Source organism: Micromonospora sp. NPDC049171, assembly GCF_040648275.1.
GTDB lineage: Bacteria > Actinomycetota > Actinomycetes > Mycobacteriales > Micromonosporaceae > Micromonospora.
In genome coordinates this window covers 20,729-33,713 of sequence record NZ_JBEZDJ010000048.1, presented here as the reverse complement: position 1 = coordinate 33,713, position 12,985 = coordinate 20,729, and the positions used below count along the sequence as shown (strand labels likewise).

Here is a 12,985-nt window from a genome sequence, read left to right as displayed (position 1 = left end):
GAGCTATTGCCCGCTCGCTCGGCGTGTCGCGACAATAACTCCATGATCAACGGGAGCTGAGGGGGCGGGGTGGGGCCGGGGGCGGGGCGAGGGACCGGGGGGCGGGGCGGGGCGGGGCGGGGTTAGGGGGTTTTGAGGAGTTGGCGGAGGGCGGCCACGATGGGGGTGTCGGCGGGGAGCCAGGTGACCGAGTCCAGTTCGTTGGCCGCGAGCCAGCGCAGCGCCTCGTGTTCCAGCGCCTGCGGCTGATCGTCGTCCAGCAGCCGGGCGGTGTACACCTTCAGCACCGAACGACCGTGTGCCATTCGGACATCGCGGCCGACCCGGTCGCCGATCTCGACGCGTACGGCCAACTCCTCGGCGCACTCCCGGATCAGCGCGTCGGTTTCGGTCTCCCCCGGCTCGACCTTCCCGCCGGGGAACTCCCACATCCCCGCCACCTCCGGCGGGGCGGCACGCGCACAGGCGAGCACCCGCCCGTCCCGGATGATCGCCGCACCGACGATCACCTTCAGGTCTCGTCGTTCGGTCTGCCCGCCGTCATTCGCCCGTTCGGTCCGCACGGGCGTCCAGGGTGCCAGATCAATCGGCGGTTTGGGTACCGTAGCCGTCCGCTAGGCCAACAGAACACGGAAGTGTGGGCGTGGACACCCCTTCCGAGCGGCGACAGACTAGAGGACACCGACAAGACACGGGATGGCGACGATTTGGCCACGAGCCGACAACGGCGCTTGGGGGGTGCGGTGATGCGCGTGCTGTTCAACAGCAGGGCCAAGCACGACTATCTCTCCGACGCGTTGACCTTGCTATCTGGTTGGACGCGCGAAGGTGAGCAGATCCGACGGACGCTCGCGATCGACGACAGCCAGCACGCCGCCCTGACCGAACGGGTCAAGGTCGTCGCTGACGCACTGCACCTGCGCCCCGAGATCAGCCGCCTGCCCGACAGCACCCAGATCCGGGTCGGTCATGGCAACGGCGAGCCGCTGACCGAGGGTGAGGTCCTGTTGGCCGCCCGCATCGAGGACGCGTACCGGGCGGTCACCGAGTCCTGACGCCCGTCGCTCTCGCGGGCGGGCTGGCACCGGTTTTCTAGCCTTGGACCCATGGCGAACATCGCGTACGACCGCAAAGAGCAGGTCCAGCAGATCGAGAGCGGCCTCCTCGACGGCGAGCAGATCATCGCCGTCTACGACGCGGTCGGCACCGGCACCGGGTTCATCGGGCTGACGGACCGTCGCGTGATCATCCAGGACCGCTCGTTCATCGGGAAGCGGTTCGCGATCACCAGCATCCCGTACTCGAAGATCACCAGCGTGAGTGTGGTCAGCAACAAGTCCTGGGGTGGCTCGTTCTTCTCCACCGGTGCGATCGCGATCCACGTGGGGACGCACACCTACGAGGTGGAGTTCCGTGGCGCGCAGAAGAGCCACCACGTGCACAACGTGATCCTGCACCACATCTCCTGACCGCCCGAGCACCGCGGCCCGGCTGGCATATATGCCTTGCCGGGCCGCAGCCGTCTCTGGTCTGCTCGGTCCACAGCCGCGCGAAGGGAGCAGCCACCATGCCGAACACGACGAAGTCCCTCCGACCCAACGTCATCCGACTTGAGGAATCGAGGCTTCGTGAGCAGATCTGCTCCGACTCCCCCGGCGCGGGAGCGCGCCACTGACCCCCTGACCAACCCCGGAGGCCGCTGATGTCGGTCTTCGACGATCCCGGCCTCTTCGGCCGGCTGTGGGCCGCCGGCTACGACAGCCCCGGCAACCCCGACCCGGTGCCAGCCGTCGATTTCCTGGCCGACCTGGCCGACGGTGGACCGGTTCTCGAACTGGCGATCGGCACCGGCCGGGTCGCGCTGCCGCTGGCCGAGCGAGGTCTCGACGTGCACGGTGTCGAGGCGTCCGAGGAGATGGTGGCGCAGCTGCGGGCCAAGCCCGGCGGCGACCGGATCCCGGTGGTCGTCGCCGACATGGCGGACGTACCGGTGACGGGTGAGTTTCGGCTCGCGTACCTGGTCTTCAACACGCTGTTCAACCTGGTGGACGCCGGGCGGCAGGCGGACTGTTTCCGCAACGTCGCCCGGGTGTTGTCGCCTGGCGGGGCGTTCGTCATCGAGACGTTCGTGCCCGACCCGCGCACCTTCGACGCCGACGAGCAGGTGCAGGTCTGGGGCGTCACCGAGGACTCCGCGACGATCCGACTGCATCGGTACGACCGACCGGCGCAGTCCTTCATCCGGCAGACCATCACCTTCGACGCTGACGGTGTGCACCTGAAGCCGTTCGCCATGCGGTATGCCTGGCCGCACCAGATCGACGAGATGGCGCAGCAGGCAGGGCTCCGGCTCACCGAGCGGTACGCCGACTGGCACCGGCGGCCGTTCACCGCCGACAGCACGTCCCACATCTCCGTCTACCGAGCGGAGTAACGGCGGCTGGTCGACTCCGGTTCCGGGATTCCGGGGTGTCGAGGTCTCCTTGACCCCCCGACTTCAAAGAACCGGAGTCGATCTCCGCCGCCGCCCTTTCGCCCTGGGCTGATTCTGCTGTTGGCAGTCTTTGTTGATCCGCAGGGTCCGCGAGGGGTCAGCTGGCTCCATGACAGCCCGGTTTCCGCGCTCCTCGCCGTACTGGCCGGTGGTCAGTCACCCGCAACTTCGGCGCGTCCTACCCGGGCTCGCCGTGTCGGCGTTGGGCGACGGCATGGCGGTGGTCGCGGTGACCTGGCTCGCCATCGACCTCGCACCGGCGGACCGGCGCGGCATCTGGATCGCGCTGGCCATGGCGGCGTACTCCGTGCCGAGCGCGGTCGGGACTGTCGTCTTCGGCCGGCTGCTGCGCGGGCGCGGCGGCGCCCAGCTCGCCGGGTGGGACGCGATCCTGCGGGCGGGCGCGCTCGCGGCGATCCCCGTCGCCCACCTCGCGGGTGTGCTCACCCTCGGGCTGTACGTGGTCCTGCTGGCCGCGTCGGCGCTGTTGCACTCGTGGGGCTCGGCCGGGCGGTTCACCCTGATCGCCGAGCTGCTGCCGCAGCGCCACCACCTGCCCGCGAACGCGCTGCTCGGCACCATCGCCGGGTTCGCCACGATCGTCGGCCCCCCACTGGCGGGCCTCCTGATCGGCTGGGCGGGGCCGGTGTGGGTCATCGCCATCGACGCCGCCACCTTCGCCGCGCTGGCCCTCACGTACCGCCTCGCTCTTCCCACCACTGACGGCGTCCAGCGGGCCGAGCGCGGCGCATCGCGGACCGCCGGCTTCGCGGTCATCCGCCGCGACCCGGCCCTGCTGGGACTCCTGCTGCTGAGCCTGGGGTTCTTCTTCCTCTTCGGGCCGGTGTACGTGGCGATGCCGATCCACATCACCGACGACCTGCACGCCTCGGCGACGCTGCTCGGGATCTTCTACACCGCCTTCGGCGTCGGCGGTCTCGTCGGCGGTCTGGTCGCCGGTTACCTGCGCCGCTGGCCGCTGCGGGCCACCACCATCGGCATCGTCGTCGGGTTCGGGGCAACCATGCTGCCCCTCGGCCTGGGTGCGCCGCTCGTCGTGTCGTTGCCGGCCTTCGCCCTGGCGGGCCTGATCTGGGCGCCGTACATGTCCACGTCGATGGCGCTCTTCCAGCGCAGCACGTCGACCGCGCAGCTGCCGGCGGTGCTCGCCGCGAACGGTGCCATCCTCGTCCTGGCGGTGCCCCTGGGCACCATGCTGGGCGGGCCACTGGTGGGTGCCGTGGGCGCCCGCCCGACGCTGCTGTTCTGCGCCGTGGCGATAGTGGCCCTCGGCCTGGTCGCCGGAGGGTTCGCGATCTCGCGGCGGAGCGCGGGAACCCCCGGCGGCCCGACCGGCACCGAGGTCAGTGCCCGGCGCTGATCTGCACGTCGTCCGGTGCCGGCCGACCGTGCCCCGTCTCCATCAGCGCCTTGAGGCTCAGCAGGAACGTCGCCCACTTGGTGCTGCACTGGTGCATGAGCTCGGTCGGCTCGCGCCAGCCCTCGTGCCTGAACTGGACGACGGTGAACTCGCCACGCTGTTCGAGACGCCAGTCGATCTCGGTGCCGATCCACTCCGCGGGGCCGTCGATGACCCGCCACCGCACCCGGCCGGCCGGGTCCAGCTCAAGGATGTCCAGGTCGAACCCGGGGTCGTCGCCGAACCGGACCGCCAGCCGGCCGCCGACCTCGCTCTTGCCGGTCGTGTCGACCGACCACCAGCCGGCAACGCCCTCGGGAGTTGCCACCGCTCGGTAGACGTCGTCGAGTGCGGCGACGACGCCGACCTGGTGCAGGATGTCGACCACTGTCAGTCTCCTTCGTTGGTGTGGCGGCTGCGCTCGATCGCCTCGGCGATCCGCTTGATCCGGCGGAGCCGGGCGTCCCAGCTGGAGCCCACCGCCGACAGCTGCGCGACGGCACGGGCGAGCTGCGCCTCGTCGACCTGGTAGTGGCGCTCACGACCGGCCGGCTCGGCGTGGATCAGCCCCACCCGGTCCAGGACGGCCAGGTGCTTCGCGACGGCCTGCCGGGTGACCGGTAGCCGCCGGCTCAGCGACGTCGCGGTGCCCGGCCCGTCGGAGAGCAGAAGATCGATCATCGTACGCCGGGTCGGGTCGCCGATCGCCGACCACAGCTCGTCGTCGACCACGGTGCTCACGGCGTGGCGACCAGCCGCGCGACGTACCCGCCCAGCCGGGGCAGGTAGTGGTCCCAACCGTTCTCGTGGTCCTGGTACTGCGCCTCCAGCACGGCGACCTCCCAGCCCATCTCGCGGAAGCCGGTCTCGGTCATCCGGATCAGCGTCCCCGTGCCGGTGGGGATCAGGTCGAAGGTGACGAGCAGCGCCTGCCCACTGCGGTCCGGCTCGGTGAAGCACCACCGGAAGGAGAATCGCTTCGGCGGATCGACCTCGACGACGGCGAACGCGACGGTCGTCGTCTCGCCGGTGTCGGCGTTGCGCCACACCAGCTCGCCGGGCGCGCCCGCGACCGACTCGAACCGCGCGTCGTCGGGCCACCACTGCCGCATGTGCTCGGGCTGACTGACCACCTCGAAGACCACCTCGGGTGACGCGTCGACGTGGATGTCCCGTTCGATGGTTCCCTGCTCCATGTGCCCCACCCTTTCGCAACCTTTGGTTGCCCGTAACCTACGACAGTCCCGCGCAATCGCGCAACCTTTCGTTGCATGTCGCGGTCTCGTCGTACCCGGGGCCGACAATGGCGGGCATGTCTGAGTCATCTCCGCACCAGCACCACGCCATCGACTACGTCGAGCTCACGGTGACGAACCTCGCCGAGGCCAAGCGCTTCTACGCCGACGCGTTCGGCTGGCAGTTCAACGACTACGGCCCCGGGTACGCGGGCATCCGCAGCCCGCACGGCGACGCCGCACCCGAGGTGGGCGGCCTCCGCCTGGACCAGACCGTCCGGGCGGGCGGCCCACTGGTGCTGCTCTACTCAGGCGACCTGGACCGGTCCGTGCAGGCCGTGAAGGAGGCCGGTGGTCAGGTGGTCAACGGGCCGTACGAGTTCCCCGGGGGCCGCCGGTTCCACTTCACCGACCCCAGCGGCAACGAGCTGGGCGCCTGGGCCGAGCAGTAACGCGCGGAGAATCGTAGGGGCGTCAGCGCAAGCCTCCAGAAGCGAGGATGACGTCCCCGGTGATCCAGCGCGCGTCGTCGGAAGCCAGGAAGGCCACAAGCGGGCCGTAGTCGTCAGGGCTGCCCGTACGGCCCAGGGGGGTGACGGCAATCGCCTGTGCCTCGTGATCCGACCCGACATAGCCCATGGCTCTGGTGCCGTCGGTGTCCGACGGTCCGGGCATGATCGCGTTGACCCGGATGCCGCGCGGGCCCAACTCCTTGGACGCAACGATGGTGAAGGCGTTGACGGCGCTCTTGGACGCGACGTAGAGCGAGGCGTACGGAGGGTGGCTGAGAGTGCCGGCCGTCGAGACGTTGATGATCGACGCCGCGTCGATGTCGTCCTGCGCGGCCAGGGCCTGCGTAGTCAGGATCGTGCCCAGCAGGTTCGTGGTCATCTCACGCTGGAACTCGTCCCCGGTGATGCTCGACAGTGGCGCGAACGTGGCGACGGCCGCATTGTTCACGAGCACGTCGACCGGGCCGAACACCTCGCGTGCCCGGTCGAAGAGGCGGCGCACATCGTCGCTGCTGGCCACGTCCGCCTGGACCGCGATCGCCCGGCCGTCCTTGGCGGTGATGCCCGCGACCACCCGCTCGGCACCCTGCGCATCCCCCCGGTAGTTCACCACGACGGCAGCGCCGCTCTCGGCAAGAGCCGTGGCGATCCCCGCACCCAGGCCCTTCGACGCGCCCGTGACGATCGCCGTACGTCCGTTGTTGCTGCTCACAGTGACTCCTTGGCCAGTAGTACCTGGAGAAGTCACCATAGAAAAGCTACTTACTGGTGGGAAGTAGGTACTTTTTTGTAAGCTCCTGTCGTGATGGAAACAGAGCAGGCCGCGACAGCCGCCCGGCTCCTGGCCTATGACACCTTCGACAACAAGTGCCTACTCAGACCGATCATGGATCAGACAACAAGCCGCTGGGCGACGCTGATCATGGCGGCCCTCATCGCCGGCCCGCATCGCTTCGCGCAGTTGCACGCACGAGTCGGTGGCATCAGCCAGAAAATGCTGTCGCAGAACCTCAAAGCACTGGCCCGGGCCGGGCTTGTCGCCCGCCATGTGGCACCCACCAACCCGCCCCAGGTCACCTACAGCCTGACGGAACTCGGTGTCAGCCTGGCCGGACCACTCACCGATCTCATCCGATGGTTCGGCCAACACGGAGACGAGCTCCTCGCCGCCCAGAAGCACTACGACAGCCAGCAGGAATGACGCGGTGACGCGCAAACCACGCCGAGCGGGCCGGCGAGTTCAGTGATCGTCGTCGAGCGTCCGGGGCGCGAGCCACTCGCCGAAGATCATCTGGTGCGGCACAGTGATCCCATGACCGGCAGAGGATTGACCGTCGACGGTTGGATCGCGCGGGAAGGTGCGCTGAGTCGGGTCCCACCGGAATTCGCCGGTGTTGTCGACGCGGCACGCACCCGGACAGCCGAGTCTTTTGGCGGCGGCCGACTGCACAGCGCCTACCTCTACGGCAGCATCCCGCGTGGCACCGCCGTACCCGGAGTCTCCGATCTTGATTTGTTGCTCGCTCTGCACGCCGAGCCGACGGAGGCCGACCGCCTGGATGCCACGCGGATCGAGCAAGCCCTCGACCAGTCCTTCGACGAGATCGACGGCGTGGGCATCCTGCTGTTCAGCGCACGCACCCTGCTCAGCGAGCTTGAACGTCACGATCTCGGCTTCTTCGTCGCCTGCCTGTGCACTCCCTTGCTGGGCGACGACCTCGCCGACCAACTCCCCGGCTACCGGCCCACTCCCCTGCTCGCCCGCGAGACAAACGGCGACCTGTCGATCGCGCTTCCCAACTGGCGTGGGCAAGCGGCCCAAGCGAGCACCGACAACCACCGTAGGAGCCTCTGCCGGCTCGTCGCTCGTCGCATCGTCAGAACGGGATTCACGCTGGTCATGCCCCGCTGGGGAGGCTGGACAAGCGACCTCACCGAGTCCGCCGAGGCGTTCGGTCTCTACTACCCGGAACGCGCCGAGCAGATGCGCGCCGCTGCGAGGATCGGGCACGCGCCCTCGGCGGATCCGGCGGTACTACGCCACCTCATCGACGACCTGGGGCCATGGCTCGCGGTGGAGTACGCGGCCGTCCATGGTGAGAAGGCGGTTCGTCCCTGACGTTGCACCATGCCCTATCGGAGGTCGGCACCGCCCCGCGCTCACCGCTCATCGCGCACTCACCGTCGCCGAGGACGGACCACACCGGCTGCGCCCCGGCGCACTCGACGGCAAGGTCGTGCTCGCCGCCGGCGGAGCCGGCGCGGTCGGGCACGCGGTGATCCAGCTCGCCCGATGGGCCGGCGCCACCGTGATCAGCACGGTCAGCGGCCCGGAGAAGGCCACGCTGGCCACCGCGGCCGGAGCCCACCACACCATCAACTACCGCGAGGGCGACCCGACCGCCGCCATCCGGGCGATCACCCCTGCCGGCGTCGACATCGTCGCCGAGGTGGCGCTCGGCGCAAACCTCGCTCTGGACCTAGCCGTGCTGCGCACCTGCGGCACGATCGCGACGTACGCCAACGAGGGCGGACATGCGGTCGAGCTGAACGTGGGTCAGAACATGGTGCTGAACACCCGCCTGCAGTTCCTGGTGCTCTACACGGCTGGCCCGCAGGCACGCGCCGCAGCCGTCGAGGACGTCACCGCCGCTCTCCACGACGGCGCTCTGCCGGTCGGCGAGGAGCACGGCCTGGCACTGCTCCGCTTTCCGCTGCACCGCACCGCCGATGCGCATCGAGCGGTCGAGGCCGGCGCGGTCGGCAAGGTGCTGGTGGACGTCACACCCTGAGGTCAGCCGGCCACCGCAGCCCGTCTTTACCGACCTGCGGTGGGACCTGACCTGTGAAACCAGGCCGGGTCAGACGTTGAAGCGGAACTCCACCACGTCGCCGTCCTGCATGACGTACTCCTTGCCCTCGATGCGGACCTTGCCCGCCGCCTTGGCCGACGACATCGAACCGTGCTCGACCAGGTCGTGGTAGGAGACCACCTCGGCCTTGATGAAGCCGCGCTGGAAGTCGCTGTGGATGACACCCGCGGCCTCCGGCGCGGTCGCGCCGACCGGGACGGTCCAGGCGCGTGCTTCCTTGGGGCCGGCCGTGAGGTACGTCTGGAGGCCGAGCGTGCGGAAGCCGACCCGGACGAGCTGGTTGAGGCCGGGCTCGTTCTGCCCGATCGACTCCAGCAGCTCGCGGGCCTCCTCCTCGGGCAGGTCTACCAGCTCGGATTCGATCTTCGCGTCCATGAAGACGGCTTCGGCGGGGGCGACCAGGGCGCGCAGCTCGTCGAGGAACGTCTCGTTGGCCAGCTCGGCCTCGTCGACGTTGAAGACGTACAGGAAGGGCTTGGTGGTGAGCAGGTGCAGCTCGCGCAGGTGCTCCAGCTCGATCTTGGCGGCGGCGGCCCCGGAGTAGAGGGTGGTGCCGCCGTCGAGCACCTCGATGGCTGCCTTCGCGGCGGCGACCGCGGCGGCCCGGTCCTTGCGGAGCTTGGCTTCCTTCTCCAACCGGGGCAGCGCCTTGTCCAGGGTTTGCAGGTCGGCGAGGATCAGCTCGGTGTTGATCGTCTCGATGTCGTCGGCCGGGGAGATCTTGCCGTCGACGTGCACCACGTTCGGGTCGGAGAAGGCGCGGACGACCTGGCAGATCGCCGAGGCGTCGCGGATGTTGGCCAGGAAGGCGTTGCCCCGACCCTGCCCCTTCGACGCGCCGCGGACCAGGCCGGCGATGTCGACGAACGACACCGGGGCCGGCAGCACCTTCTGCGAGGAGAAGATCTCGGCCAGCTTGCCCAGCCGCTCGTCGGGCAGGCCGACCACGCCGACGTTGGGCTCGATGGTGGCGAACGGATAGTTCGCCGCCAGCACGTCGTTCTTGGTCAACGCGTTGAACAACGTGCTCTTGCCGACGTTGGGCAGGCCGACGATGCCGATGGAAAGACTCACGACCAGCCAGCTTACGCGGGGTGCGGATTATGTCGCGACCGGACCCGGCAAGCGTTGCTACCCTGCCGAACCCGATGTCTCGCTACTGGAGGTGGGATGACCTCGACGTTGCCCGAGCTGTACGTCGCCGTCGATGTGGAGGCGGACGGGCCGATCCCCGGGCCGTACAGCATGATCTCGCTGGGCATGGCCGTGGCCGGCCACCCGGACCTGACCTTCTACACCGAGCTGCGTCCGATCTCCGACGAGTTCGTGCCGGCGGCGCTGGCCGTCTCCGGCCTGGACCGGGACCGCCTGCTGCGGGAGGCACCCACCGCGCAGGACGCGATGTCCGCCGCGGCCACCTGGGTCAACGGGCTGCGCCGGATCGGCCGCCCGGTCTTCCTGGCCGCCCCGGCCGTCTGGGACGGCATGTTCGTGCACTGGTACTTCGTCCGCTTCGTCGGCCACAGCCCGTTCGGTGCCACCGGCTCGGGTGTCGATCTGCGCAGCTACTGGATGGGGCTGACCGGCAGCGAGTGGGTCCAGACCCGCAAGGGCAAGATCAAGCACGAGTTGGGTCTGCACGACGTGCCGCACACGCACCACGCCGGGGAGGACGCCGCCGAGCTGGCGCAGGTCTTCGATGCGGTGCTCCGACGCCAGCCGCCTGCCGAGCAGGCGTGACGCTCAGCCGAGCAGGCGCGGGGCGATGACCGCCTCCCGGACGCTGCCGTCCGCGCCGCGGCTGACCTCGTACGCCGACGCGCCCTCGCGGTCCGCGATCGCCTCGACCAACTGGGTGCCGCGGTAGACCAGGCCGACCCCGTCGTCGGTGCAGTGGCTGGTCGGCAGCGTCCCGTTGCCGACCAGCTCGTGCATGAGCGGACGCCGCTGCCCCTCGCTGTCGTAGTGCACCCCGTTGCCGTACGGCAGCCAGGCCAAGCCCTCGGTGAAGCCGCGCAGGCGCGGGCCGAAGCTGTCGGTGGCGCCGCCGACGTGCCAGCAGATCGAGCCCGCGGAGACCCCGGCCAGCACCACGCCGGCCTGCCAGCACTCGCGCAGGATCTCGTCGAGCCCGTGCACCCGCCACACGGCCACCAGGTTGGCCACGCTGCCACCGTCGACCCAGATCACGTCCTGGGCGAGCAGGTGGGCGCGGATGTCCTCGACGTTCGGCATGGGGAACAGGGCGAGGTGCGACAGCCGGAACCGGGTGTCGGCGAACGCTCCGTAGATGGCGCTCAGCACGGTGGGCTGGTCCCCGATGGCCTGACCGAGATAGCAGACCCGTGGCTGTGGACCGGCCTCGGCCAGCTCGGCCGCCAACTCGAAGACCGGGCTGGGACGCAGGTTGGAGGGGCCGCGGTCGCCGCGGAAGAAGCCCATGCTGGTGGCGAGGATGGTCGGTGCGCTGGCGGGCATCGGGCGTCCTTCCGTCGGTGGTCCGTCGTCCATCCTGCCGCAGCCGCCCGCCGGCACACCGTCGGCCCCAATTCGGTGATCATCGGTTGGTGGGCTGCCTGTCGGTCGAACACCCCGCCAACCCCATCATCAACGCGAGCGTTCCGGGCGGCGCTGGTGCGGCACCCGGGCCTCGGGTCGGGCGGCCGGCGGCAGCTGGGCCTCGGGCTGGAGGGCAGCCGGGGGCAGCTCGGCGAGCGGTCGGTCGGCCGGGGGTAGTTGGGCCGCGGCGGCCCGCGGCAGCGTGAACCGGTCGGCGGCGGCCGGGCCGGCCGACCACGACTCGCGCAGCATCCAGCGCACCTCGTCGGCCGTCCAGCCCAGCCCCTGCCGGGCCGCGATCTCGCGAACCAACCGTCGGCCGGCCCGGGTGTCGTCGTCGTAGAAGCGCATGCACCAGTGGTGTGTCCACATGCCGAGCGCCCGCAGGCCCGCGTCGTCGAGGGAGTCGACCAACCGGCCGCAGGCGGTGTCGGCGAAGGCCCGCTCGGAGTCGGTCGCCCGGTCCCGGTCGATGGCGCCCCGGGCGGCGGGTGCGACGGCCCGCATCCGGCGGTAGAGGGACTGCGCCACCGCGCGGGGCAGCGGCGGGAACGTGCCCGGTGTCGACGCCGCCGCCCAACCCGCCACGCTCGCCATGTCGCGCCACCCCTTCTTGAATTGGTGGCCGGACGTTACCCGTCCCGACCGACACTTCCGGGGCGGAAAAACCCGGCAGATCGCGGATAGCCACGATGACCTGCGGCGTCTGTATCTGTGACAACGAAACGGAGGTGTGGGTGGACGAGGACGAGCGGGCTCGGCTGGCCGAGTTCGTCGGCAACCGGACGCCGGCGCTGATGCGGGTCGCGTACCTGCTGACCGGGGACCACACCGCCGCCGAGGATCTGTTCCAGTCGGCGTTGGCGCGGACCATCCCGAAGTGGGGGTCCATCCGACACGCCGATCCCGAGGGCTATCTGCGCGTGGTGATGTACCGCGAGCAGATCAGCTGGTGGCGACGACTGCGCCGGTGGCGGGAGACGCCGCTCAACCCGGCGGACGAACCGGTCGGCGTCGATCCGAGCGGCGGCTCCGACGTGCGGTTGGCGATGCGCGCCGCGCTGCGCCACCTGCCACCGACCCAGCGGACGGTGGTGGTCCTGCGCTACTACGAGGACCTGCCCGAAGCCCGGGTCGCCGAGCTGCTCGGCTGCTCCGTGGGCACGGTACGCAGCCGTACCCACCGGGCTGTCACGCGCCTGCGCGAGCTGCTGCCGGAGGTCGAAATGCTGGAGGTACGGCGATGACCGATCCCTTCGAGCACCTCATCCGCTGCACCCTCACCGACCTGGCCGAGGAGGCACCGATCGTGCATGACCAGTTGAACCGAGCGGAACGGCGGGTGCGCAACCGGCGCCGCGCCACGGTGACGATGGGGGCGGTCGGCACCCTCGCGGCGATCCTCATCGCCACTCCGCTCGCTCTCGCCTCGACCGGCTCGGGCGAGGCCCCACCGGCCGCACCCAGCCCGGCGGGTCCGGCGGCCGTGCCCGGCCCGCCCGCGCCCGAGTCGACGGTTGCACCGAGCCCCGGCGGCGCGAAACAGGACCCGGGGACGCGGCCGGGCGCGCCCGGCAAGCCCGGTGCGCCCGGTGATACCGCTGATGCCCCGGGGATGCCCGGTGCTCCCGGGGTGCCCGGGGTACCCGGGGATACCGGCGAATCTGGAGTGCCCGGTACGCCCGGGGTGCCCGGTGCGCCTGGGGTGCCCGCTACGCCTGGTGATCCGTCGCCGATGAACCCGCCCGGCGCGCCGGCTGCGCCGTTGAACCCATCCGGCGCGCCGGCTGCGCCGTTGAACCCATCCGGCGCGCCGATAGCCACCCCGACTGTGTCGCGCTGAGCGGAACCGGTCAGGTCGACGGCCTCCTCGCCCCGGCCTGACCGGCCCA

Annotated in this window: 19 protein-coding genes; 11 read left to right on the top strand and 8 right to left on the bottom strand. The window is 70.3% G+C overall.

The features are described 5' to 3' along the window. Positions 1-122 precede the first annotated feature (122 nt). Positions 123-563, bottom strand: a complete 441-nt coding sequence (locus AB0B14_RS35760; protein ID WP_357067761.1) for a (deoxy)nucleoside triphosphate pyrophosphohydrolase — start codon at positions 561-563, stop codon at positions 123-125. A 183-nt stretch (positions 564-746) separates the two neighbouring features. On the opposite strand from AB0B14_RS35760, the gene AB0B14_RS35755 reads away from it, so the two are divergent. The 4 genes from AB0B14_RS35755 to AB0B14_RS35740 all read left to right on the top strand — a co-directional run bounded on the left by AB0B14_RS35755 (position 747) and on the right by AB0B14_RS35740 (position 3,875). Continuing rightward, positions 747-1,055 carry a 4a-hydroxytetrahydrobiopterin dehydratase gene (locus tag AB0B14_RS35755; RefSeq protein WP_357067759.1) on the top strand — a complete coding sequence of 103 codons (309 nt, stop codon included), beginning with the start codon at positions 747-749 and terminating at the stop codon, positions 1,053-1,055. Positions 1,056-1,106: 51 nt separating this feature from the next. After that, positions 1,107-1,469 carry a PH domain-containing protein gene (locus tag AB0B14_RS35750; protein WP_110563545.1) on the top strand — a complete coding sequence of 121 codons (363 nt, stop codon included), beginning with the start codon at positions 1,107-1,109 and terminating at the stop codon, positions 1,467-1,469. A gap of 233 nt (positions 1,470-1,702) precedes the next feature. Then, positions 1,703-2,434 (top strand): class I SAM-dependent methyltransferase, encoded by a 732-nt coding sequence (locus AB0B14_RS35745; RefSeq protein WP_357067756.1) that lies wholly within the window; start codon positions 1,703-1,705, stop codon positions 2,432-2,434. A gap of 169 nt (positions 2,435-2,603) precedes the next feature. Further along, positions 2,604-3,875 (top strand): MFS transporter, encoded by a 1,272-nt coding sequence (locus tag AB0B14_RS35740; RefSeq protein WP_357526517.1) that lies wholly within the window; start codon positions 2,604-2,606, stop codon positions 3,873-3,875. Here AB0B14_RS35740 and AB0B14_RS35735 read toward each other — a convergent pair. The 3 genes from AB0B14_RS35735 to AB0B14_RS35725 are packed head-to-tail and all read right to left on the bottom strand — an operon-like array spanning position 3,859 to position 5,110. Next, complete coding sequence (locus AB0B14_RS35735) at positions 3,859-4,302, bottom strand: SRPBCC domain-containing protein (RefSeq protein WP_357526515.1); 444 nt, start codon at positions 4,300-4,302, stop codon at positions 3,859-3,861. The two genes, AB0B14_RS35740 and AB0B14_RS35735, sit on opposite strands and share 17 nt — an antisense overlap. Before the next feature lie 2 nt (positions 4,303-4,304). Further along, on the bottom strand, positions 4,305-4,655 hold the full coding sequence (locus AB0B14_RS35730; RefSeq protein ID WP_357526513.1) for a metalloregulator ArsR/SmtB family transcription factor: 351 nt from the start codon (positions 4,653-4,655) through the stop codon (positions 4,305-4,307). Further along, positions 4,652-5,110 carry an SRPBCC domain-containing protein gene (locus tag AB0B14_RS35725; protein ID WP_357526511.1) on the bottom strand — a complete coding sequence of 153 codons (459 nt, stop codon included), beginning with the start codon at positions 5,108-5,110 and terminating at the stop codon, positions 4,652-4,654. The genes AB0B14_RS35730 and AB0B14_RS35725 overlap by 4 nt, the downstream gene beginning before the upstream one ends. Before the next feature lie 116 nt (positions 5,111-5,226). Between AB0B14_RS35725 and AB0B14_RS35720 the strand changes: the two genes are divergently transcribed. Further along, entirely contained in the window at positions 5,227-5,601 is a 375-nt protein-coding gene (locus tag AB0B14_RS35720; RefSeq protein ID WP_357067745.1) for a VOC family protein, read from the top strand. Positions 5,602-5,623: 22 nt separating this feature from the next. Here AB0B14_RS35720 and AB0B14_RS35715 read toward each other — a convergent pair whose 3' ends face one another. Then, a complete protein-coding gene (locus AB0B14_RS35715) occupies positions 5,624-6,373 on the bottom strand; it encodes an SDR family oxidoreductase (protein WP_357526509.1) in 750 nt (249 codons plus the stop codon). Positions 6,374-6,466: 93 nt separating this feature from the next. Here AB0B14_RS35715 and AB0B14_RS35710 point away from each other — a divergent pair, with 93 nt between their 5' ends. From AB0B14_RS35710 to AB0B14_RS35700, 3 genes are all read left to right on the top strand, one after another. Next, the gene (locus AB0B14_RS35710) at positions 6,467-6,862 is read left to right on the top strand and encodes a helix-turn-helix domain-containing protein (protein ID WP_357067893.1); all 396 of its coding nucleotides are present in this window, start codon (positions 6,467-6,469) and stop codon (positions 6,860-6,862) included. 111 nt (positions 6,863-6,973) lie between these two features. Further along, positions 6,974-7,780: a hypothetical protein gene (locus tag AB0B14_RS35705; protein ID WP_357526507.1), complete on the top strand. Its 807-nt coding sequence runs from the start codon at positions 6,974-6,976 to the stop codon at positions 7,778-7,780. Continuing rightward, complete coding sequence (locus AB0B14_RS35700; protein ID WP_357526505.1) at positions 7,755-8,453, top strand: zinc-binding dehydrogenase; 699 nt, start codon at positions 7,755-7,757, stop codon at positions 8,451-8,453. Before AB0B14_RS35705 ends, AB0B14_RS35700 begins: the two co-directional genes overlap by 26 nt. A gap of 69 nt (positions 8,454-8,522) precedes the next feature. On the opposite strand, the gene ychF is transcribed toward AB0B14_RS35700, so the two are convergent. Beyond that, the gene (gene ychF, locus AB0B14_RS35695; RefSeq protein ID WP_357067729.1) at positions 8,523-9,608 is read right to left on the bottom strand and encodes a redox-regulated ATPase YchF; all 1,086 of its coding nucleotides are present in this window, start codon (positions 9,606-9,608) and stop codon (positions 8,523-8,525) included. A gap of 96 nt (positions 9,609-9,704) precedes the next feature. Between ychF and AB0B14_RS35690 the strand changes: the two genes are divergently transcribed. Beyond that, the gene (locus AB0B14_RS35690; RefSeq protein ID WP_357067727.1) at positions 9,705-10,274 is read left to right on the top strand and encodes an exonuclease; all 570 of its coding nucleotides are present in this window, start codon (positions 9,705-9,707) and stop codon (positions 10,272-10,274) included. Positions 10,275-10,277: 3 nt separating this feature from the next. Here AB0B14_RS35690 and AB0B14_RS35685 read toward each other — a convergent pair whose 3' ends face one another. Together AB0B14_RS35685 and AB0B14_RS35680 are read right to left on the bottom strand one after the other, a co-directional pair. After that, entirely contained in the window at positions 10,278-11,012 is a 735-nt protein-coding gene (locus tag AB0B14_RS35685; protein WP_357067725.1) for a peptidase E, read from the bottom strand. 129 nt (positions 11,013-11,141) lie between these two features. After that, the gene (locus AB0B14_RS35680; RefSeq protein WP_357067723.1) at positions 11,142-11,690 is read right to left on the bottom strand and encodes a hypothetical protein; all 549 of its coding nucleotides are present in this window, start codon (positions 11,688-11,690) and stop codon (positions 11,142-11,144) included. A gap of 140 nt (positions 11,691-11,830) precedes the next feature. On the opposite strand from AB0B14_RS35680, the gene AB0B14_RS35675 reads away from it, so the two are divergent. Next, positions 11,831-12,340 (top strand): SigE family RNA polymerase sigma factor, encoded by a 510-nt coding sequence (locus AB0B14_RS35675; RefSeq protein WP_357067721.1) that lies wholly within the window; start codon positions 11,831-11,833, stop codon positions 12,338-12,340. Next, the gene (locus AB0B14_RS35670) at positions 12,337-12,936 is read left to right on the top strand and encodes a hypothetical protein (protein WP_357526503.1); all 600 of its coding nucleotides are present in this window, start codon (positions 12,337-12,339) and stop codon (positions 12,934-12,936) included. The genes AB0B14_RS35675 and AB0B14_RS35670 overlap by 4 nt, the downstream gene beginning before the upstream one ends. The last annotated feature ends 49 nt before the right edge of the window (positions 12,937-12,985 follow it).

Excerpts from the sequence above, each read along its gene's own strand:
- AB0B14_RS35755 (WP_357067759.1), top strand. The coding sequence starts at position 747 with ATGCGCGTGCTGTTCAACAGCAGGGCCAAGCACGACTATCTCTCCGAC.
- AB0B14_RS35750 (WP_110563545.1), top strand. The coding sequence starts at position 1,107 with ATGGCGAACATCGCGTACGACCGCAAAGAGCAGGTCCAGCAGATCGAG.
- AB0B14_RS35745 (WP_357067756.1), top strand. The coding sequence starts at position 1,703 with ATGTCGGTCTTCGACGATCCCGGCCTCTTCGGCCGGCTGTGGGCCGCC.
- AB0B14_RS35740 (WP_357526517.1), top strand. The coding sequence starts at position 2,604 with ATGACAGCCCGGTTTCCGCGCTCCTCGCCGTACTGGCCGGTGGTCAGT.
- AB0B14_RS35725 (WP_357526511.1), bottom strand. The coding sequence starts at position 5,110 with ATGGAGCAGGGAACCATCGAACGGGACATCCACGTCGACGCGTCACCC.
- AB0B14_RS35720 (WP_357067745.1), top strand. The coding sequence starts at position 5,227 with ATGTCTGAGTCATCTCCGCACCAGCACCACGCCATCGACTACGTCGAG.
- AB0B14_RS35710 (WP_357067893.1), top strand. The coding sequence starts at position 6,467 with ATGGAAACAGAGCAGGCCGCGACAGCCGCCCGGCTCCTGGCCTATGAC.
- AB0B14_RS35705 (WP_357526507.1), top strand. The coding sequence starts at position 6,974 with ATGACCGGCAGAGGATTGACCGTCGACGGTTGGATCGCGCGGGAAGGT.
- AB0B14_RS35700 (WP_357526505.1), top strand. The coding sequence starts at position 7,755 with ATGGTGAGAAGGCGGTTCGTCCCTGACGTTGCACCATGCCCTATCGGA.
- AB0B14_RS35690 (WP_357067727.1), top strand. The coding sequence starts at position 9,705 with ATGACCTCGACGTTGCCCGAGCTGTACGTCGCCGTCGATGTGGAGGCG.
- AB0B14_RS35685 (WP_357067725.1), bottom strand. The coding sequence starts at position 11,012 with ATGCCCGCCAGCGCACCGACCATCCTCGCCACCAGCATGGGCTTCTTC.
- AB0B14_RS35680 (WP_357067723.1), bottom strand. The coding sequence starts at position 11,690 with ATGGCGAGCGTGGCGGGTTGGGCGGCGGCGTCGACACCGGGCACGTTC.
- AB0B14_RS35670 (WP_357526503.1), top strand. The coding sequence starts at position 12,337 with ATGACCGATCCCTTCGAGCACCTCATCCGCTGCACCCTCACCGACCTG.